The 20,004-nt window shown below is 69.7% G+C and carries 13 protein-coding genes, 1 tRNA gene and 1 rRNA gene; 13 read left to right on the top strand and 2 right to left on the bottom strand.

Going from position 1 to position 20,004, the window contains the following annotated elements:
• The first annotated feature begins 181 nt into the window (after nucleotides 1–181).
• From rrf to ACFV0T_RS33630, 3 genes are all read left to right on the top strand, one after another.
• Nucleotides 182–298: ribosomal RNA gene (gene rrf, locus ACFV0T_RS33640) — 5S ribosomal RNA — on the top strand.
• 114 nt (nucleotides 299–412) lie between these two features.
• Nucleotides 413–1,075, top strand: coding sequence for a DegT/DnrJ/EryC1/StrS family aminotransferase (locus tag ACFV0T_RS33635; RefSeq protein ID WP_385787683.1), 663 nt, complete (start codon nucleotides 413–415; stop codon nucleotides 1,073–1,075).
• A 75-nt stretch (nucleotides 1,076–1,150) separates the two neighbouring features.
• Nucleotides 1,151–1,226: transfer RNA gene (locus ACFV0T_RS33630), tRNA-Thr, on the top strand.
• Between the two features lie 56 nt (nucleotides 1,227–1,282).
• Here the strand turns inward: ACFV0T_RS33630 and ACFV0T_RS33625 are convergent.
• Nucleotides 1,283–4,036 (bottom strand): SpoIIE family protein phosphatase, encoded by a 2,754-nt coding sequence (locus tag ACFV0T_RS33625; protein WP_385787671.1) that lies wholly within the window; start codon nucleotides 4,034–4,036, stop codon nucleotides 1,283–1,285.
• A 376-nt stretch (nucleotides 4,037–4,412) separates the two neighbouring features.
• Between ACFV0T_RS33625 and ACFV0T_RS33620 the strand changes: the two genes are divergently transcribed.
• The 10 genes from ACFV0T_RS33620 (at nucleotide 4,413) to ACFV0T_RS33575 (ending at nucleotide 19,290) form a co-directional block, all read left to right on the top strand.
• A complete protein-coding gene (locus tag ACFV0T_RS33620; RefSeq protein WP_385787668.1) occupies nucleotides 4,413–9,884 on the top strand; it encodes a HAMP domain-containing protein in 5,472 nt (1,823 codons plus the stop codon).
• A gap of 318 nt (nucleotides 9,885–10,202) precedes the next feature.
• Nucleotides 10,203–10,886: a two-component system response regulator gene (locus ACFV0T_RS33615; RefSeq protein WP_385787665.1), complete on the top strand. Its 684-nt coding sequence runs from the start codon at nucleotides 10,203–10,205 to the stop codon at nucleotides 10,884–10,886.
• 124 nt (nucleotides 10,887–11,010) lie between these two features.
• Entirely contained in the window at nucleotides 11,011–13,716 is a 2,706-nt protein-coding gene (locus tag ACFV0T_RS33610) for a DNA translocase FtsK (protein ID WP_385787662.1), read from the top strand.
• Between the two features lie 266 nt (nucleotides 13,717–13,982).
• On the top strand, nucleotides 13,983–14,825 hold the full coding sequence (locus ACFV0T_RS33605) for a helix-turn-helix domain-containing protein (RefSeq protein WP_385787659.1): 843 nt from the start codon (nucleotides 13,983–13,985) through the stop codon (nucleotides 14,823–14,825).
• A gap of 92 nt (nucleotides 14,826–14,917) precedes the next feature.
• Nucleotides 14,918–16,393, top strand: coding sequence for a 30S ribosomal protein S12 methylthiotransferase RimO (rimO, locus tag ACFV0T_RS33600; RefSeq protein ID WP_385787657.1), 1,476 nt, complete (start codon nucleotides 14,918–14,920; stop codon nucleotides 16,391–16,393).
• On the top strand, nucleotides 16,390–17,145 hold the full coding sequence (pgsA, locus tag ACFV0T_RS33595; RefSeq protein ID WP_385787654.1) for a CDP-diacylglycerol--glycerol-3-phosphate 3-phosphatidyltransferase: 756 nt from the start codon (nucleotides 16,390–16,392) through the stop codon (nucleotides 17,143–17,145). The genes rimO and pgsA overlap by 4 nt, the downstream gene beginning before the upstream one ends.
• Nucleotides 17,142–17,687, top strand: coding sequence for a CinA family protein (locus tag ACFV0T_RS33590; RefSeq protein ID WP_385787651.1), 546 nt, complete (start codon nucleotides 17,142–17,144; stop codon nucleotides 17,685–17,687). Before pgsA ends, ACFV0T_RS33590 begins: the two co-directional genes overlap by 4 nt.
• 109 nt (nucleotides 17,688–17,796) lie before the next feature.
• Nucleotides 17,797–18,177, top strand: coding sequence for a helix-turn-helix domain-containing protein (locus ACFV0T_RS33585; protein ID WP_030044087.1), 381 nt, complete (start codon nucleotides 17,797–17,799; stop codon nucleotides 18,175–18,177).
• A gap of 239 nt (nucleotides 18,178–18,416) precedes the next feature.
• On the top strand, nucleotides 18,417–18,887 hold the full coding sequence (locus tag ACFV0T_RS33580) for a Dps family protein (RefSeq protein ID WP_385787648.1): 471 nt from the start codon (nucleotides 18,417–18,419) through the stop codon (nucleotides 18,885–18,887).
• 124 nt (nucleotides 18,888–19,011) lie between these two features.
• On the top strand, nucleotides 19,012–19,290 hold the full coding sequence (locus ACFV0T_RS33575; protein WP_385787645.1) for a hypothetical protein: 279 nt from the start codon (nucleotides 19,012–19,014) through the stop codon (nucleotides 19,288–19,290).
• On the opposite strand, the gene ACFV0T_RS33570 is transcribed toward ACFV0T_RS33575, so the two are convergent.
• Entirely contained in the window at nucleotides 19,238–20,002 is a 765-nt protein-coding gene (locus ACFV0T_RS33570) for an SDR family NAD(P)-dependent oxidoreductase (RefSeq protein WP_385787642.1), read from the bottom strand. The genes ACFV0T_RS33575 and ACFV0T_RS33570 overlap by 53 nt on opposite strands.
• Nucleotides 20,003–20,004: the final 2 nt, after the last annotated feature.

The following is a 20,004-nucleotide window of genomic DNA, read 5'->3' as shown; positions in this document are numbered from 1 at the left end:
GTTGATAGGCCGGATCTGGAAGCCAGGTAACTGGTGGAGGTGACCGGTACTAATAGGCCGAGGGCTTGTCCTCAGTTGCTCGCGTCCACTGTGTTGGTTCTGAAACCACGAACAACCCCGTCACCGGGACCCCTTTTTGTGGGGGGTTGTGGTGGCGGTGCGGTTGACAGTTTCATAGTGTTTCGGTGGTTATAGCGTGAGGGAAACGCCCGGTTACATTCCGAACCCGGAAGCTAAGCCTTACAGCGCCGATGGTACTGCAGGGGGGACCCTGTGGGAGAGTAGGACGCCGCCGAACGATTATTCAAAGGGTTGGATCCTGAACTTCGGTTCGGGATCCAACCCTTTTTTGTTGCCCGTAACTTGACGTTCACGTTCCGCTACGAACATCCAGAGCATGGGTACTGCTGCAATGCTCAGGGCTGCCGGCGTCGGCGTCGGTGACGAGGTGATCGTGCCGGCCTTCGGGAACGTGGAAGTGGCCGAATCGGTGACCCTGGCCGGCGCGCTTCCGGTGTTCGCGGACATAGATCCGGTGACGTACTGCCTCGACGCGTGCGCTGTCGAGGCGTCCCTGACTTCGCGGACGGCGGCCGTCGTCGCCGTGCACCGCTTCGGCCGGCCGGCCGACATAGCGCGGCTGCACGGTGTGGGGCAGCGGCACGGACTGCTCGTGCTGGAGCAGGCCGAGTCCGAGGCGCCGTACGACGAGGTCGCTCGGCGTCGGCAGCGGGCCGCCTACCTCGACGGGAAGCTGCGCGGGGTGCGCACGCCCGACGGAGGCGACGGCCACACCTATCAGCAGTACGTCGTCCGGGTGCCCGGGAATGGGCGGCCCGATCGCGACGCCTTCGCACGCGCCCTGCGGAGCAGGGGAGTTGACTGTCGGGTGCCGGTGAAGACGCCGGTGCACCGGCTGCCCGAGTTCCGGCGGTGCGTGTCGCTGCCGGAGACCGAGCTCGCCGCGGACGACACGCTCGCACTGCCCGTGGAAGCGGCGTTGACGAGGCGGGACATGCAGCGGATCGTGTCCGCGTGCAATGCGCTGGGAGGACTGCTCCAGCCCGCTTTCTGAGCGAGTTGGGAGCACGGCCCTGTTCAGGGTATGATCTATTCTGTTGCCGCGGGGGAAACCTCGACAAGGTAACTGGCCCCTATAGCTCAGTCGGTAGAGCGTCTCCATGGTAAGGAGAAGGTCAACGGTTCGATTCCGTTTGGGGGCTCCACCAGAAAAGGCCCCGCCCATTGGGCGGGGCCTTTCTCATGTCCTGCTCCGGGCGCCCTAGTCCACCTGGAGACCCGGGACCCGCATCGCCAGGATCGCCATGTCGTCGGACGGGGCGTCCGACGCGAAGCGTTCCACCGCGCGCATGATGCGGGCCGCGACCGCGCCTGCCGTCAGGCCCGTGCACGTCGTGAGGACGTCGGTGAGGCCGTCGTCGCCCAGCATGCGGGTGCCCTCACGGCGCTCGGTGACGCCGTCCGTGACGCACAGGAGGACATCGCCCGGGTCGAGGGTCACCGTCTGCTCGTAGAGCTCGAGGTCCTCCATGACGCCGAGCAGCGGCTGGGGTTCGGCGGCGGCCTCGACCGTGCCGTCCTGGCGCAGGCGCAGCGGCAGCGGGTGGCCGGCGCAGACCACCTTCAGTTCCGCGCTGCCGTCCGCCTGGGGGCGCATCTCGCCGTAGAGGAGGGTCAGGAAGCGGCTGCGGGCGCCTTCGTCGAGGATGGCCGAGTTCAGGCGCTCCAGGACGGCCGGGCCGCTGAGGCCCTCGCGGGCGAGCAGGCGCAGCGCGTGCCGGGCCAGGCCCGTGACCGCCGCCGCGTTCGGGCCCGTACCGCAGACGTCGCCGATGGCGAAGCCGTAGGCGCCGTCGCTGATCGGGAACAGGTCGTAGAAGTCGCCGCCGACCTCGTTGCCCTCGCCGGCCGCGCGGTAGATGACCTCGACCTCGACGCCCTCGATGTGGGGGAGTTCCGGTGGCAGCAGGCTGCGCTGGAGGGACTGGCTGATGGCCGTGCGCTCGGAGTAGAGGCGGGCGTTGTCCAGGGCCAGGGCGGCGCGGCGGCTCAGGTCCTCGGCCAGTTCCAGGATCTCCTGGCGGAAGTGTTCGTCCGTGGGCTTGCCGAGCGTCAGCATGCCGATGACGCGGTTGCGGGCGACCAGCGGGAGGACCACCGTCTCGCCGCCGACCGCGGAGGCCGTGGCCAGGGTCGGGGCGATGCCGGACGCGATCTGGTGGATCGGACCGCCGCTCAGCCCCAGGCTGCGCATGGAGCTGCGCAGGGCCGCCTGGTGGGCGACCTCGCCGGGAGCCGTCCAGACGCGGGCGCCCGGGGTGGGTACCGGGTCCGGCGGCGGGACCTTGGACAGGAGCGACTTGATGCCGTCGATCAGCTCCTCGTCCTCGTGCAGGACGTAGGACAGGTACGGCTCCGAGGCCTGGTCGGCGATCGTGTACACGGCGCACCAGGTGGCCAGGGTCGGGACCGTCATCTGGGCCATCAGAGCCAGGGTCTGGTCGCGGTCCAGGGTGCCGGCCAGGAGGTCGGAGGCCTCGACGAGGAAGCTCAGGGAGCCTCGGCGCAGGCGTTCCAGTTCGCCCAGGCGGGCGGATTCCACCGCCAGCGCGATGCGGTCCGCGGCGAACTGCAGGCGCAGCGCCTCCTCGTTGGAATATCTGCCGGGAGACTCCGCGGCGACGCCGAGGGAGCCCGTGAGGCGGCCCTCGACCTTCAGCGGGACCGTCACGACGGAGCGCATGCCGGTGGCGTTCAGGAGCGGTACGGCGCCGGGGACGGCGGCGAGGTCCTCGTGGACGGCGGGCATGCGCGCCGAGCCGTAGCGGCCGGGGCCCGCCTCGACGGGGACGCGGGCGAAGCGCTGACGGGCGGAGGGCAGGCCGGTGGAGGCGCGGACCTCCAACTCCGTTTCGTCGTCGGTGGCGAGGAGCAGGAAGGCGGAGTCGCCGTCGAGCATGTCGCGGGCGCGTTCGACCGTGCGCTGGAGGAGGCCGTCGAGGTCGTCCGGGGCCGGAGAACCGATGAACACCTCGAAGGGGTCCATGCTCTGGGTGTCGGACGTGCCCGCGTCGGAGGCCGGGCCGCGCAACGGCGTCTGCAGGACCGCGCGTTCGTGGTCGCGGACGAGGAGGCAGACGGTGGAGGGCTCGCCGCCGGTGTCGCGGACGCGCAGGTGCGAGGCGTAGACGGGGGTGACGCGGCCGTCGGCGCCGCGCAGGCCGTAACTGCCCTCCCAGCGCGAGAGCTGGAGGGCCTCCACGATGCCGGTGCTCGTGCCGGGGGTGTGCGGCCAGGCGGCGAGGTCGGTGAGGGGCTTGCCGGTGACCTGGTCGGCCGCGTAGCCGAAGAGTTCCTCGGCGTCCTCGTTCCACGCGGTGATCGCGCCGATGCGGTCGATCTGGATCACCGCGACGCGGACGCGGCCGTCGGCGAGCGGGAGGAGGTGGGCGGGCAGGGAGGGGCCCGCGGTGCGGGTGCCCACCGGGCGCTCGGGAAGGTGGAGTTGGAACCAGACGTTCTTGTGGGTGGGCGTGTACTCGACGCCCCAGCGGCCGGCCAGGGCCGCGCACAGCTGGAGTCCGCGCCCGCCCTCACGGTCGGGGCTGCCCATGTTGACGGCGGTGCCCTGGAGGGGGATCTCCCGCTCGGGGTAGCGGTCGGAGACCTCGATGCGGGCGCCCTCGTCGCTGCGCAGGCACAACACGTCCGCGGACGTGCCCGCGTGGACCACGGCGTTGGTCACCAGTTCGCTGGTGAGGACCACCGCGTCGTCGACGATGTCGGCGAAGCCCCAGCCCTGAAGGGTGTCGCGGACGAAGGCGCGGGCGGTCGCCACGGATCGCCCGACGGGCTCGAAGCTGGCGGCCGCGCGCGCGGTGATCACAGAACTCCTCGACCGGTCGTCGGCATGCAGGGCTCCCGGGCCGACCGGTTGCTGCCGGGCCTGCGCGGGCAGGCCGTCGGTCGGCCGGGGGTCCGGGGGCTGTTCCCCAGGGATCAGTCCGGTGGTCATGTCTGCGGCCGCCCCTCCGATGCCCGCTCGTACTCGTGCCACCGCCCAGGCCGGATGTGCCGGCGCGGCTGGACAGCCGCATGCAAGGTTACTTACCTTCCCAGCGCGTGCGGATGCCGGTCGGCTGTGTTTCCACCGGGAGGGTGTGCGGACGGTGTGCGAAGCTGCCGAACTGTTATGGCCTGGTTCGGTGAGGGTGAAACACTGGGCAGGCTTCCGGTGAAAGAACGGGCAGGCTGAGTGTGTGCGGTGCACGAAGGGCAGCAGCCCTTGGTGTGGCCTGATGACATCGGGCAGAGACGGGCAGCATTAACCGGTACGCCGTCAGGCATATCGGGGCACAGCGGTAACGGTCGACCCCTGCGGGAGGGACACAGTGGAGTCTGGCGCGGCGACGCGGGCCACGAAGGCGCGCGCGAAAGGCGGGCAGTCCCTGAACAACCAGGGCAAAGGGCGCAATGGCACCACCACGGTGGACACGGCTGCCCTGAACCGGTTGTTGGCCGCTCTCGTGTCGATGCGGGACGGGAACTTCCGCAAGCGGCTCACGGTGTCCGGGGACGGCGTGATGTCGGAGATCGCGGCCGTCTTCAACGAGGTCGCCGACCGCAATCTGCATCTGACGGGCGAGCTCTCGCGGGTGCGGCGCATGGTGGGACGTGAGGGAAAACTCACGGAGCGGCTGGAGACGGGCGCCTGTGAGGGCTCGTGGGCGACCGCGGTCGACAACTCCAACGCGCTCGTGGACGACCTCGTACGGCCCGTCTCCGAGGTCAGCCGGGTGCTGTCGGCGGTCGCCGAGGGTGATCTGTCGCCGCGGATGGACCTGCGGACGCAGGGGCCGGACGGACCCGGGCATCCGCTGCGCGGCGAGTTCCTGAAGGTCGGGCGGACGGTCAACAACCTGGTCGACCAGTTGTCGACGTTCACCGACGAGGTCACGCGCGTGGCCAGCGAGGTGGGCACCGAGGGCAAGCTGGGCGGACAGGCCCAAGTGCGCGGAATGTCCGGTTCCTGGAAGGACCTCACGGACTCCGTCAACACGATGGCGTACCGGCTGACGGCCCAGGTGCGGGACATCGCCCTGGTGACGACGGCGGTCGCCAAGGGCGATCTGTCCCGGAAGGTCACGGTTCACGTGGCCGGCGAGATGCTGGAGCTGAAGAACACCGTCAACACGATGGTGGACCAGCTCTCCGCCTTCTCCTCCGAGGTGACGCGCGTGGCCCGCGAGGTGGGCACCGAGGGCATCCTCGGCGGTCAGGCCCGGGTGTCCGGCGTCGACGGGGTGTGGAAGGAACTCACCGACTCGGTGAACACCATGGCCGGGAACCTCACGGCCCAGGTGCGCGGGATCGCGGAGGTCACCACCGCGGTGGCCAGCGGTGACCTCTCGCGGAAGGTCACGGTGCAGGCGCGCGGCGAGGTCGCCCAGCTCGCCGACACGATCAACCAGATGACCGAGACGCTACGGATCTTCGCCGACGAGGTCACACGCGTGGCGAACGAGGTCGGTGCCGAGGGGCGGCTCGGCGGGCAGGCGAACGTGCCGGGTGCCGCGGGCACCTGGAAGGATCTGACGGACTCCGTCAACACGGTCTTCCGGAACCTGACCACGCAGGTCCGTGACATCGCCGCCGTGACGACGGCCGTGGCCAGCGGTGACCTGTCCCGCAAGGTCACGGTGGACGTGGCCGGCGAGATGCTGGAGCTGAAGAACACCGTCAACGGGATGGTGGACCAGCTGTCCGCCTTCGGAGCCGAGGTCACCCGCGTCGCCCGGGAGATCGGCAACGAGGGTGAGCTGGGCGGCCAGGCCCAGGTGCCCGGGGTCGCGGGCGACTGGAAGGATCTGACGGACTCCGTCAACACGGCCTTCCGCAACCTCACCGGTCAGGTGAGGAACATCGCCCAGGTGACCACCGCGGTCGCCAACGGTGACCTGTCCCAGAAGGTCACGGTGGACGTGGCCGGCGAGATGCTCCAGCTGAAGAACACCGTGAACACGATGGTGGACCAGCTGTCGTCGTTCGCCGACCAGGTGATCCAGATGGGCCGGGAGGTGGGTACGGAGGGACGTCTCGGCGGGCAGGCCCAGGTGCCCGGGGTGTCCGGCACCTGGAAGGAGCTGACCGACTCGGTCAACTCCATCACGGGCAACCTGACGGCGCAGGTGCGGCAGATCGCACAGGTCACCACGGCGGTGGCGCGGGGTGACCTGTCGCAGAAGATCACCGTGGACGCGCGCGGTGAGATCCTCGAGCTGAAGATCACCATCAACACCATGGTCGACCAGCTCTCCGCGTTCGCCGACCAGGTGACGAAGGTCGCCCGCGAGGTGGGTACGGACGGCCGTCTCGGCGGGCAGGCGCAGGTGCCTGGCGTCGCCGGTGTGTGGCGCGACCTGACCGACTCGGTGAACGGCATGGCCGGCAACCTCACCGCGCAGGTGCGCAACATCGCGCAGGTCGCCACGGCGGTGGCGCGCGGTGACCTGTCGCAGAAGATCACCGTGGACGCGCGCGGTGAGATCCTCGAGCTGAAGAACACCCTCAACACGATGGTGGACCAGCTGTCGTCGTTCGCCCAGGAGGTCACCCGCGTGGCCCGCGAGGTGGGCACCGAGGGCATGCTGGGCGGGCAGGCGGAGGTGCAGGGGGTCGCGGGCACCTGGAAGGACCTGACCCAGTCCGTGAACTTCATGGCGAACAACCTGACCATCCAGGTCCGCAACATCGCCGAGGTCACCACCGCGGTCGCCAAGGGCGACCTGTCGAAGAAGATCACCGTCGACGCCAAGGGCGAGATCCTCGAACTCGTCACCACCGTCAACACGATGGTGGACCAGCTGTCGTCCTTCGCCGAGCAGGTGACCCGGGTGGCCCGCGAGGTGGGCACCGAGGGCATCCTGGGCGGCCAGGCGCACGTCCAGGGCGCCACGGGCATCTGGAAGGACCTCAGCGACAACGTCAACCTGATGGCCAAGAACCTGACCGTCCAGGTGCGCAACATCTCCCAGGTCGCGGCGGCCGTCGCCAACGGCGACCTGACGCGGACGGTGACGATCGACGCGAGCGGCGAGGTCGCGCAGCTCGCCGACACCTTCAACACCATGGTGAAGACGCTGAGTTCGTTCGCCGACCAGGTCACCAAGGTGGCCCGCGAGGTGGGCACGGACGGCATCCTCGGCGGGCAGGCGCACGTGCCCGGTGTGGCCGGCACCTGGAAGGACCTCACCGAGTCGGTGAACCAGATGGCGTCCAACCTGACCGGTCAGGTGCGCAACATCGCGATGGTCACCACGGCCATCGCCAAGGGTGACCTGACCAAGAAGATCGACATCGACGCGCGCGGCGAGATCCTGGAGCTGAAGACCACCATCAACACGATGGTCGACCAGCTGTCGTCGTTCGCCGAGGAGGTCACGCGCGTGGCCCGCGAGGTGGGTACGGAGGGCCAGCTCGGCGGTCAGGCACGCGTGCGTGACGTCGACGGCACCTGGCGCGACCTCACCGAGTCGGTGAACGAGATGGCCGGGAACCTGACCCGGCAGGTGCGGGCCATCGCGCGCGTGGCGACCGCGGTGACCCGCGGCGACCTGAACCTGAAGATCGACGTGGACGCCTCCGGCGAGATCGAGGAACTCCAGGACTCGGTCAACAAGATGATCGCCAACCTGCGCGACACCACGATCGCCAACAAGGAGCAGGACTGGCTCAAGGGCAACCTCGCCCGTATCTCCGCGCTCATGCAGGGCCGCCGTGACCTGGAGGACGTCGCCTCGCTGATCATGAGCGAGCTGACCCCGGTGGTCTCCGCGCAGCACGGCGCGTTCTTCGTCGCCATGCCGCCGGTGGACGGCAAGGACGTGAGCGACGGCACGGACGACCGGTACGAGCTGCGCATGCTGGGCTCGTACGGCTACTCGATGGGCTCCATGCCGACGTCGTTCGAGCCTGGTGAGGCGCTCGTCGGCACGGCGGCGGAGGAGAAGCGCACGATCCTGGTGGAGAACGCCCCGAGCGGCTACCTGAAGATCTCCTCGGGGCTCGGCGAGGCGCCGCCGGCCCAGGTGATCGTGCTGCCGGTGCTCTTCGAGGGCAAGGTGCTCGGCATCATCGAGCTGGCGTCCTTCACGCCCTTCACCCATATCCAGAAGGACTTCCTCAACCAGATCGCCGAGATGATCGCGACCAGCGTCAACACCATCTCGGTCAACACCAAGACGGAGCAGCTGCTGAAGCAGTCGCAGGAGCTGACCGAGCAACTGCGCGAGCGGTCGGCGGAGTTGGAGCAGCGGCAGAAGGCCCTCCAGGCGTCCAACGCCGAACTGGAGGAGAAGGCCGAGCTGCTGGCCCAGCAGAACCGCGACATCGAGGTGAAGAACACCGAGATCGAGGAGGCGCGGCAGGTTCTGGAGGAGCGCGCCGAGCAGCTCGCCGTGTCGATGCGCTACAAGAGCGAGTTCCTCGCCAACATGTCGCACGAGCTGCGGACGCCGTTGAACTCGCTGCTGATCCTGGCCAAGCTGCTCGCCGACAACGCGGAGGGCAACCTCTCGCCGAAGCAGGTCGAGTTCGCCGAAACGATCCACGGGGCCGGCTCGGACCTGCTCCAGCTGATCAACGACATCCTGGACCTGTCGAAGGTCGAGGCGGGCAAGATGGACGTCTCCCCGACGCGCATCGCGCTCGTCCAGCTCGTCGACTACGTGGAGGCGACGTTCCGGCCGCTGACCGCGGAGAAGGGCCTCGACCTGTCCGTACGGGTGTCGCCGGAGCTGCCCGCGACCCTGCACACCGACGAGCAGCGGCTGCTTCAGGTGCTGCGCAACCTGTTGTCCAACGCGGTGAAGTTCACCGACTCCGGGTCGGTCGAGCTGGTGATCAGGCCGGCCGGGGCCGACGTGCCGGTGGCGATCCGTGAGCAGCTGCTGGAGACCGGTTCGCTCAGTGATCCGGACGCGCCGCTGATCGCGTTCTCGGTGACCGACACGGGCATCGGGATCGCGGCCGGCAAGATGCGGGTGATTTTCGAGGCGTTCAAGCAGGCGGACGGCACGACCAGCCGCAAGTACGGCGGTACGGGCCTGGGGCTGTCCATCTCGCGGGAGATCGCCCAGCTGCTCGGCGGCGAGATCCACGCGCAGAGCGAGCCCGGGCGCGGCTCGACCTTCACGCTCTATCTGCCGCTGCACCCGAGCGAGCTGCCCCCGCACGGCTACCAGCAGCCGGTGCCCGCGCTGGAGGCGGGCGAGCTGGTGGCGTCCGAGGCCGATCTGTCCGCGCTCGCCGAGGTGGAGATCGAGACACCGGCCGAGGTGAAGTCGTACCGGGAGACCCAGAACGGGCCCGCCGCGCTCTTCCGGCGCCGCCGCAGGGCCACGCCGGGGGTCGAGCAGCGCAACGGTCAGCTGGAGCAGTGGCCGGTCGAGCAGGCGCCGGAGGAGCGGCCCGAGCGCGACTTCCGGTTCGGCGGCGAGAAGGTGCTCATCGTCGACGACGACATCCGCAACGTGTTCGCGCTCACCAGCGTCCTGGAGCAGCACGGCCTGTCCGTGCTGTACGCCGAGAACGGGCGGGAGGGCATCGAGGTCCTGGAACAGCACGACGACGTGGCGGTCGTGCTGATGGACATCATGATGCCCGAGATGGACGGGTACGCGACGACCACCGCGATCCGCAGGATGCCGCAGTTCTCCGGGCTGCCGATCATCGCGCTGACCGCGAAGGCGATGAAGGGCGACCGGGAGAAGGCGATCGAATCGGGCGCCTCCGACTACGTCACGAAGCCGGTCGACCCCGATCACCTGCTGGCCGTGATGGAACAGTGGATGCGGGAGGAGTGACCATAACGGTCGGACTTCGTACAAGCTTGGTGTGGATGTGGCGGGATCCTCAGGAGTTCACACGGAGTTGCTGACACAGGGTGTCCGATGCCGTGTAGAAGTACGGGATTCGGGGAACCTTCTGGTCTCCCACCGCGTTTCTGCTACGTGCACAGTGACATCGCGGTGACAGGGTGTGGCGACGGGCGGGGTGCGGCTACCATGACCGGCACGAGGACGGGCGACGCAAGGGAGTCGTCCCCTGGGGCGGCACCAGGCGGTGCTTCCCCAAGTCCTGCGGACTGGGGAGGCCCCATGCCGGGGCGAGGAGGGCGGGCCATGGTGCAGAAGGCCAAGATCCTCCTGGTCGATGACCGGCCGGAGAATCTGCTGGCGCTGGAGGCGATCCTCTCTGCGCTCGATCAGACGCTGGTGCGGGCATCGTCCGGGGAGGAAGCGCTCAAGGCGCTGCTGACGGACGACTTCGCGGTCATTCTGCTGGACGTCCAGATGCCGGGAATGGACGGATTCGAAACGGCCGCGCACATCAAGCGACGGGAACGGACCCGGGACATCCCGATCATCTTCCTCACCGCGATCAACCACGGTCCCCATCACACCTTCCGTGGGTACGCGGCGGGCGCGGTGGACTACATCTCGAAGCCCTTCGATCCGTGGGTGCTGCGCGCGAAGGTGTCCGTTTTCGTCGAGCTGTACATGAAGAACTGCCAGCTGAGGGAGCAGGCGGCGCTGCTGCGGCTCCAGTTGGAGGGCGGCGGCAGGTCCGCGGTCGGCGGGGCCAAGGAGTCGCCCGGTCTGCTCGCGGAGCTCTCCGCGCGGCTCGCGGCCGTGGAGGAGCAGGCCGAGGCCCTGTCGAAGCAGCTCGACGACGAGTCCGCGGACGCGGCGGCGGTGGCCACGGCGGCCCATCTCGAACGCAAGCTCACCGGGCTGCGCAGAGCACTGGACGCCCTGGAGCCGGGCACGGGCGGCAGCCCGGCCTCGCTTCCGTCGCAGAACTGACGCGCGGCGACGTCGTAGTTGCGTATGAGCCCGTGTCAGTTCCGGGTCCCCGCAAGGGCGACACGAACGGGTGAAGCGTTGGGCACACGTGTCCGCTGTCGTCTCCACCGGTAACCTCACACCTATGGCCTCACGTCCCTCCGCAGCCAAGAAGCCGCCGACGAAGAAGGCGGCCGCTTCAGCGAAGGCTCCGGCGAACAAGGCCGCTGCCAACAGGGCCCCCGCGAAGAAGTCGCCTGCCAAGAAGGCCGCGGCGAAGAAGCCCGCGCCCAAGCCGGCGCCCAGTCCCACCGGGGGCGTCTACCGGCTCGTGCGCGCCGTCTGGCTCGGCCTCGCGCACGCCGTCGGCGCCGTGTTCCGGGGCATAGGGCAGGGCGCGAAGAACCTCGACCCGGCGCACCGCAAGGACGGCGTCGCGCTGCTCCTGCTCGGCGTCGCGCTGATCGTCGCCGCCGGCACCTGGGCCGACCTGCGCGGCCCCGTGGGCGACCTGGTCGAGATCCTCGTGACCGGCGCCTTCGGGCGCCTCGACCTGCTGGTGCCGATACTGCTCGCCGTCATCGGAGTGCGCTTCATCCGCCACCCCGAGAAGCCGGAGGCCAACGGCCGCATCGTGATCGGCCTGTCCGCGCTCGTCATCGGTGTGCTCGGCCAGGTCCACATCGCCTGCGGCTCACCCGCCCGCAGCGACGGCATGCAGGCGATAAGGGACGCCGGCGGCCTCATCGGCTGGGGCGCGGCCACTCCGCTGTCGTACGCCATGGGTGACGTTCTCGCCGTACCGCTGCTCGTGCTGCTCACGGTCTTCGGTCTGCTCGTGGTCACGGCCACCCCGGTCAACGCCATCCCGCAGCGGCTGCGGACGCTCGCGGTGCGCCTGGGCGTGCTGCACGACCCCGGGGTCGACGACTTCACCGACGAGGACGAGCGCTACGACGACCAGTGGCGTGACGAGACGCCCGCGCGCCCGCGCAGACGCTCGAGCGCCCCTCCGTCGTACGACCCGGACGACGCCGAGCAGGAAGCGCTCTCCCAGCGGCGCGGCCGCCCCCGGCGCTCCGCCGTGCCGCAGCCGGACATAGGGCGCCAGCCGGACGCCGTGGACGTGGCCGCGGCGGCCGCCGCCGCGCTGGACGGCGCCGTGCTGCACGGCATGCCGCCCTCGCCGATCGTCGCCGACCTCACCCAGGGCGTGAGCGTCTCCGACCGCGAGCCGACGGCCCCGACGCCGGTGCCGGCCGCGCGCCCCCAGCAGCAGCGGCTCAAGGTCGGGACGGTCCCCGACCTGACCAAGGCGGCCCCCGAGACGACCCGTGACCTGCCGCCGCGGGCCGAACAGCTTCAGCTGGCCGGCGACATCACCTACTCCCTGCCCTCGCTCGACCTCCTCGAACGAGGCGGCCCGGGCAAGGCGCGCAGCGCCGCCAACGACGCCGTCGTCGCCTCGCTCACGACCGTCTTCACCGAGTTCAAGGTCGACGCGTCCGTCACCGGCTTCACCCGCGGGCCGACGGTCACGCGCTACGAGGTCGAGCTCGGCCCCGCCGTGAAGGTCGAGCGGATCACCGCGCTCACCAAGAACATCGCGTACGCCGTCGCCAGCCCGGACGTGCGGATCATCAGCCCGATCCCCGGCAAGTCGGCGGTCGGCATCGAGATCCCGAACACCGACCGGGAGATGGTCAACCTCGGTGACGTGCTGCGGCTCGCGGACGCGGCCGAGGACGACCACCCGATGCTGGTGGCGCTCGGCAAGGACGTCGAGGGCGGCTACGTCATGGCCAATCTCGCGAAGATGCCGCACGTCCTCGTCGCCGGAGCCACCGGTTCGGGCAAGTCCTCGTGCATCAACTGCCTGATCACCTCGGTGATGGTCCGCGCGACCCCCGAGGACGTGCGGATGGTCCTCGTCGACCCCAAGCGCGTCGAGCTGACCGCGTACGAGGGCATCCCGCACCTGATCACGCCGATCATCACCAACCCCAAGCGGGCCGCCGAGGCCCTGCAGTGGGTCGTACGGGAGATGGACCTGCGCTACGACGACCTCGCGGCGTTCGGCTTCCGGCACATCGACGACTTCAACGATGCCATCAGGAACGGCAAGGTCAAGCTGCCCGAGGGCAGCGAGCGCGAGCTCAGCCCGTACCCGTACCTGCTGGTGATCGTCGACGAGCTCGCCGACCTGATGATGGTCGCGCCGCGTGACGTCGAGGACGCGATCGTGCGCATCACGCAGCTCGCGCGGGCGGCCGGCATCCACCTGGTGCTCGCCACCCAGCGGCCCTCCGTCGACGTGGTCACCGGTCTGATCAAGGCGAACGTGCCCTCGCGGCTCGCGTTCGCCACCTCCTCGCTCGCCGACAGCCGGGTCATCCTCGACCAGCCCGGTGCCGAGAAGCTGATCGGCAAGGGCGACGGGCTGTTCCTGCCGATGGGGGCCAACAAGCCGACCCGTATGCAGGGCGCGTTCGTGACCGAGGACGAGGTCGCGGCCATCGTCCAGCACTGCAAGGACCAGATGACGCCCGTCTTCCGGGACGACGTCGTGGTCGGCACCAAGCAGAAGAAGGAGATCGACGAGGACATCGGCGACGACCTGGACCTGCTGTGCCAGGCGGCCGAGCTGGTGGTCTCGACGCAGTTCGGGTCGACCTCGATGCTCCAGCGCAAGCTGCGCGTGGGCTTCGCCAAGGCCGGGCGGCTGATGGACCTCATGGAGTCCCGCGGCATCGTCGGACCCAGTGAGGGATCCAAGGCTCGTGACGTTCTTGTGAAGGCCGACGAACTCGATGGCGTGCTCGCGGTGATCCGCGGGGAGGCTGAAGGGTAGGGAGACGGGCGCGCGTCGATCATCCCGCAGGTGTTCCGTGAGTCAGGATGATGTTGGATCGTGACTCACCCGTGAGGGATCATTGAGCAACCGTTTCCCCTCGTCGTACGTCAAGTTGAGGGAGGCGACAAACTCGTGCCCCACCGTCGGGATGACCGGCCATTCCGATGGCGTACAAAGTCCTACCGCCCGGTTGCCCCACCCTTTCGTACCCCCCCTAGACTGAACCTCTAGCACAGGTGGCTACACGCTCGAAAGGCGCCCCCGTGTCCATCGGCAACTCCCCAGAAGACGAGCGTCCGTTCGAGGACGATCGTGAGGATGCCCTCCCTTCCATCGGCCGCGCCCTTCAGCAGGCGCGCATCGCGGCCGGGCTGACCGTAGACGACGTCAGTAACGCCACCCGAGTCCGCATCGCCATCGTCCACGCCATCGAGGCGGACGACTTCTCGCCCTGTGGCGGAGACGTCTATGCCCGCGGTCATATCCGGAACCTGGCCAAGGCCGTCCATCTCGACCCCGAGCCGCTCATCGCCCGGTTCTCCGCCGAGCGTGGCGGCGCCCCGGCTCCCACCCCGGCCGCACCCCTGTTCGAGGCGGAGCGCATCCGTCCCGAGCGGCGCGGCCCCAACTGGACCGCGGCCATGGTCGCGGCCATCGTCGCCGTGGTCGGCTTCGTCGGTTTCACCGCGTTCAAGGGCGGCGACGACAACGGCGCCCGGGACCAGGTCGCCGACAGCACCACGCCCTCGGCGAGCGCGTCCGTCTCGGAGACCCCGAAGAAGGACGGCAAGCCCGTCGACCCCAAGCCGGAGCCCTCCGACAGCGCCATCGCGGCGGCCCCGCAGGACAAGGTGACCGTCCAGGTCAGCGCTGCCGACGGGCGCAGCTGGATCTCCGCCAAGGACCACAACGGCCGGCTGCTCTTCGACGGACTGCTCAAGCAGGGCGAGTCCAAGACCTTCCAGGACAGCTCGAAGATCAACCTGGTGCTGGGCGACGCTGGCGCCATCCAGCTGTACGTCAACGGCAAGAAGATCGAGGACGACTTCCAGCCGGGTGCCGTCGAGCGGCTGACGTACACGAAGGGTGATCCGCAGGTCGGATGACCTTCCGCAACAGTTGAACCGCTACGGGGTTGGCCAAGATCGGCCAACCCCGTCGACGTGGGGTGTCAGCGGGACGAAGTAGTCTTGAGCCCATGCCTGAACGCCGTACCGTCGCACTCGTCACCCTTGGCTGCGCCCGTAACGAGGTGGACTCGGAGGAGCTCGCAGGCCGCTTGGAGGCGGACGGCTGGGACCTCGTGGAGGACGCCGCGCACGCGGACGTGGCCGTCGTCAACACCTGTGGCTTCGTCGACGCCGCCAAGAAGGACTCCGTCGACGCCCTCCTGGAGGCCAACGATCTCAAGGGGCAGGGCAGAACCCAGGCCGTCGTGGCGGTCGGCTGCATGGCCGAGCGCTACGGCAAGGAGCTCGCCGAGGCCCTCCCCGAGGCCGACGGCGTGCTCGGTTTCGACGACTACGCCGACATCTCCGACCGCCTTCAGACCATCCTGTCCGGTGGTGTCCACGCCGCGCACACCCCGCGCGACCGGCGCAAGCTGCTGCCGATCAGCCCGGCCGAGCGGCAGGGCGCGGGCGCGGAGGTGGCCTTGCCCGGGCACGGCGCACCCACCGACCTGCCCGAAGGCGTGGCCCCGGTGTCGGGCCCGCGCGCGCCGCTGCGCCGCCGGCTGGACGGCGCCCCCGTCGCCTCGGTGAAGCTCGCCTCTGGCTGCGACCGGCGCTGCTCCTTCTGCGCCATCCCGTCCTTCCGCGGCTCCTTCATCTCGCGCCGCCCGAGCGACGTGCTGAACGAGACGCGCTGGCTGGCCGAGCAGGGCGTCAAGGAGGTCATGCTGGTCTCCGAGAACAACACGTCGTACGGCAAGGACCTGGGCGACATCCGCCTGCTGGAGTCGCTGCTGCCCGAGCTCGCCGACGTGGACGGCATCGAGCGGGTGCGGGTCAGCTACCTCCAGCCGGCCGAGATGCGCCCCGGCCTGATCGACGTGCTGACCTCGACCCCGAAGGTCGTGCCGTACTTCGACCTGTCCTTCCAGCACTCCGCGCCCGCCGTGCTGCGCGCGATGCGCCGCTTCGGCGACACCGACCGCTTCCTGGAGCTGCTCGACACCATCCGCAGCAAGGCGCCCGAGGCGGGCGTGCGCTCCAACTTCATCGTCGGATTCCCGGGCGAGTCCGAGGCCGACCTGGCGGAGCTGGAGCGCTTCCTCAACGGCGCGCGGCTGGACGCCATCGGCGTCTTCGGGTACTCGGACGAGGACGGCACCGAAGCGGCCACGTACGAGAACAAGCTCGCGGAGGACGTCGTCGCCGAGCGGCTGGCCCGGGTCTCCCGGCTGGCCGAGGAACTCGTCTCGCAGCGGGCCGAGGAGCGCCTCGGCGAAACCGTGCGGGTCCTCGTGGAGTCGGTGGACTCCGAGGACGGCGTGTACGGCCGCGGGGAGCACCAGGCGCCGGAGACCGACGGTCAGGTGCTGCTCACGAGCGGCGCGGGGCTGAGCGTCGGTCGTATGGTCGAGGCGAAGGTGGTCGGTACGGAGGGCGTCGACCTGGTGGCCGAGCCGCTCGACGGCTCGTTCACGGGCACTGAGGGGGCGGGCAGATGACCGGTGTCCCGGCATCCGCGGCGGGCGGCTCCTCGAAGGCGCGCGCGGTGGGCGACCCGTCGAAGCACGACGGGGTGGGCGCGGTCGGGTCCGATTCCGGTTCGGGTGCGGGAGACGGTACGAAGTCGGCGCGGGGCGGGAAGCTGACGGCCGCGGCCGTCAACCAGGCCAGCGTCTGGAACATCGCCAACCTGCTGACCATGCTCCGGCTGATCCTGGTGCCGGGCTTCGTGGCACTGATGCTCGCCGACGGCGGATACGACCCGGCGTTGCGTTCGCTCGCCTGGGCCGCGTTCGCCATCGCGATGATCACCGACCTGTTCGACGGCCATCTGGCACGCACCTACAACCTGGTCACCGACTTCGGGAAGATCGCCGACCCCATCGCCGACAAGGCGATCATGGGCGCGGCGCTGATCTGTCTGTCCGGGCTCGGCGATCTGCCCTGGTGGGTGACGGGCGTCATCCTCGGCCGGGAACTCGGGATCACGCTGCTGCGCTTCCTCGTCATCCGCTACGGCGTCATCCCGGCGAGCCGGGGCGGCAAGCTCAAGACGCTCACCCAGGGCGTGGCCGTCGGGATGTACGTCCTGGCGCTGACGGGGTGGCTGGCCACGCTGAGGTTCTGGGTGATGGCCGCGGCGGTGGTCCTGACCGTGGTGACCGGGCTCGACTACGTGAGACAGGCCATTGTGCTGCGCCGGCAGGGAATCGCCGAGCGCAAGGCCGCGCTGGAGGAGACGGAAGCGTGAATTCCCGGGCCGCCGAAGTGGTGCGACTACTCACGGTGAGAGGCGAGACGCTCGCCGTCGCCGAGTCGCTCACGGGTGGTCTGGTCGCGGCGGAGATCACGTCGGTCCCCGGGGCGTCCAAGGTGTTCCGGGGCTCGGTGACCGCCTATGCCACCGACCTCAAGCACGAGCTGCTCGGGGTCGATGCCACTCTGCTGGCCGAGCGCGGCGCGGTGGATCCGCAGGTCGCGGCCCAGATGGCGGCCGGAGTCCGGAAGGCGCTGGGCGCCGACTGGGGGCTGGCGACCACCGGAGTCGCCGGTCCCGAACCGCAGGACGGCCGGCCGGTCGGGACGGTTTTCGTCGCCCTGGACGGCCCCCTCGCGGCGCGTTCCGGTTCCGCCGGTGGCGGAAAAGTGGAGGCGCCGCGGTTGAACGGCGACCGCGCGGAAATCCGTATGGAGAGTGTACGGAGCGTACTCGCCCTGCTCCTGAAGGAGCTCGCGAGCGAACAGACCGGGAATGAGCGCGCACAGGATACGGAACAGAACGGGGGGTTTTGATGTTTGCAGCCCTGAGTGAACACGACATCGCTCCCCGCACGGCCGCGGCGCAAGGCGGTACGGTGGGGCGTGAAGGATGCGGCTACGCGGTCCGAGGAGGGAGCCACCGATGATTCTGCTCCGTCGCCTGCTGGGTGACGTGCTGCGTCGGCAGCGCCAACGCCAGGGCCGTACTCTGCGCGAAGTCTCCTCGTCCGCCCGAGTCTCACTCGGCTATCTCTCCGAGGTGGAGCGGGGGCAGAAGGAGGCATCCTCCGAGCTGCTCTCCGCCATCTGCGACGCGCTGGACGTACGGATGTCCGAGCTCATGCGGGAAGTGAGCGATGAGCTCGCCCTCGCCGAGCTGGCCCAGTCTGCTGCTGCCACCCCCAGTGAGCCTGTACCCACGCCGGTTCGCCCGATGCTGGGTTCCGTTTCGGTGGCCGGTGTGCCGCCGGAGCGTGTGACCATCAAGGCGCCCGCCGAGGCGGTGGACGTGGTCGCCGCCTGACACCCACGGCTGTGGGTGCGTGAGCTGACGCACATGCGTGGGGCCCCGGCCGGGGCTTCTCCGGGTTGACCACCGGGAGGGGCGTGGTCGGGGTCTTTGTGTTTCGGTGTGCTGTGTGCGCTCGGTGCGCCGAGGTGCCAGATCGCCGGGGACGTGCACCTTTTGGGTCGGTTTGCCGGTGCTCGGTGTGGCGGTCATGGTGGAAGCACATGCCAGGGCGAGCCCACGGAGGAAGCCGGATGAACGTCGTGAAGAGCCCGTTGTCCGACACGGACCTGAAGACGGTGTCCGAGGCACTCCAGGGTGCGCTCGTCGACCTGGTGGATCTCTCGCTCGTGGCGAAGCAGGTGCACTGGAACGTCGTCGGCGCCCGCTTCCGGTCCATCCACCTCCAGCTCGACGAGGTGGTGGACAGCGCGCGCACGCACTCCGACACCGTCGCGGAGCGGGCCTCGGCGCTGGGGGTGTCGCCCGACGGGCGCGCCGCCACGGTCGCCGCCGGCAGCGGTACCGGCGTGGTGCCCGCCGGCTGGATCAAGGACGTCGACGCCGTGAGCGCGCTCGTCGCGGCCCTGAGTGCGGTGATCACGCGGATGCGGGAACGGGTGTCCGCCACCGGCGACGCGGATCCCGTCAGCCAGGACATCTTCATCGGGATCACAGCGGATCTCGAAAAACACCACTGGATGTTCCAAGCCGAGAACGTCTGACAGGCGTGGTGCGCCTGTGTGCTGCCGGTGCGCCCTCCCGGCGCCCAGGGCGGCGTTCTAGCGTCGTCCCGGTCGGGGCCGGACGGTTCGATTTCTGGCGTCGGGCTGGAGGTGGTGGCGGGTCATGGCGGCACGGATAGTGCGCTGGGGGGTTGTTCTCGGACTGGGGGCGGTGTGGTGGTGGGCCGTGCTGCGGCTGGCGCTCGTGCCGGGCGCGGGCGCGCTGGAGGGCACGGTCGCGGCCGGGGGCTGGGGCCTGAGCCTGCTGCCCGTGCACTGCATGCCCAAGGCGCGGGCGGTGGGGGCGCTCGGGCCGGGGCGATGGGTGCAGGCCTGGCGGATGACCCCGGCTACCAAGGCATCGCCACCCCGCCGTTGGGACGCAGGATCTGGCCCGTCGTGAACGACGACGCGTCGCAGGCCAGATAGAGCACCGCGTGGGCGACCTCCTCCGGTGCGCCGACCCGGCCCAGTGGTGACATCCGGGACATGAGCGCCTCGGTGTGCGCCTGGGCCGAGACGTCGTGACGGTCGGTCATGGGCGTGCGGATCCAGCCCGGGGCGACCGCGTTGACGCGGATGCCGTCCCGGCCCAGCTCGGTCGCCAACGTCTTCGTCAGCTGTACGACGGCGGCCTTGGCCGCGCCGTAGCAGAGCAGGCCGGGGCCGCCCGTGTCGACGGCGCCCGACGCCATGGTGACGATGCTGCCCCTGGTGTTCCGGGCGAGCATCAGCCTGGCCGCCTCCTGGCAGGCGTACAGCACGCCCTTGAAGTTGACGTCCATCACCCGGTCGAGGTCCTCGTCGCGGGTCTCCAGGACCGGGCTGCTGTGCATGATGCCGGCGATCGCCGCCATGACGTCCAGGCGCTCGCAGGACTCCACGGCCCGCTTGAGCCGGTCGCGGTCGGTGACGTCGAGGTGATGGACAGGGGCGGTGCCGCCCTGTTCCTTGATCAGCGTCGCCGTCTCGTGCAGGCCCTGCGCGTCGCGGTCCGCGCAGTGCACGGTGGCCCCCGCCGCGGCGAGCAGCAGGGCGGCGGCGCGGCCGATACCGCCCGCGGCGCCGGTGACGAATGCGGTGCGTCCGGTGAGGTCGTACGCCTTGACGGGCATGA

The sequence above is a fragment of the Streptomyces sp. NPDC059582 genome (assembly GCF_042735715.1).
Taxonomy (GTDB): domain Bacteria; phylum Actinomycetota; class Actinomycetes; order Streptomycetales; family Streptomycetaceae; genus Streptomyces.
This window is presented reverse-complemented; position numbering and strand designations above follow the sequence as displayed.

Excerpts from the sequence above, each read along its gene's own strand:
- ACFV0T_RS33635 (WP_385787683.1), top strand. The coding sequence starts at position 413 with ATGCTCAGGGCTGCCGGCGTCGGCGTCGGTGACGAGGTGATCGTGCCG.
- ACFV0T_RS33625 (WP_385787671.1), bottom strand. The coding sequence starts at position 4,036 with ATGACCACCGGACTGATCCCTGGGGAACAGCCCCCGGACCCCCGGCCG.
- ACFV0T_RS33615 (WP_385787665.1), top strand. The coding sequence starts at position 10,203 with ATGGTGCAGAAGGCCAAGATCCTCCTGGTCGATGACCGGCCGGAGAAT.
- ACFV0T_RS33610 (WP_385787662.1), top strand. The coding sequence starts at position 11,011 with ATGGCCTCACGTCCCTCCGCAGCCAAGAAGCCGCCGACGAAGAAGGCG.
- rimO (WP_385787657.1), top strand. The coding sequence starts at position 14,918 with ATGCCTGAACGCCGTACCGTCGCACTCGTCACCCTTGGCTGCGCCCGT.
- pgsA (WP_385787654.1), top strand. The coding sequence starts at position 16,390 with ATGACCGGTGTCCCGGCATCCGCGGCGGGCGGCTCCTCGAAGGCGCGC.
- ACFV0T_RS33585 (WP_030044087.1), top strand. The coding sequence starts at position 17,797 with ATGATTCTGCTCCGTCGCCTGCTGGGTGACGTGCTGCGTCGGCAGCGC.
- ACFV0T_RS33580 (WP_385787648.1), top strand. The coding sequence starts at position 18,417 with ATGAACGTCGTGAAGAGCCCGTTGTCCGACACGGACCTGAAGACGGTG.
- ACFV0T_RS33575 (WP_385787645.1), top strand. The coding sequence starts at position 19,012 with ATGGCGGCACGGATAGTGCGCTGGGGGGTTGTTCTCGGACTGGGGGCG.
- ACFV0T_RS33570 (WP_385787642.1), bottom strand. The coding sequence starts at position 20,002 with ATGCCCGTCAAGGCGTACGACCTCACCGGACGCACCGCATTCGTCACC.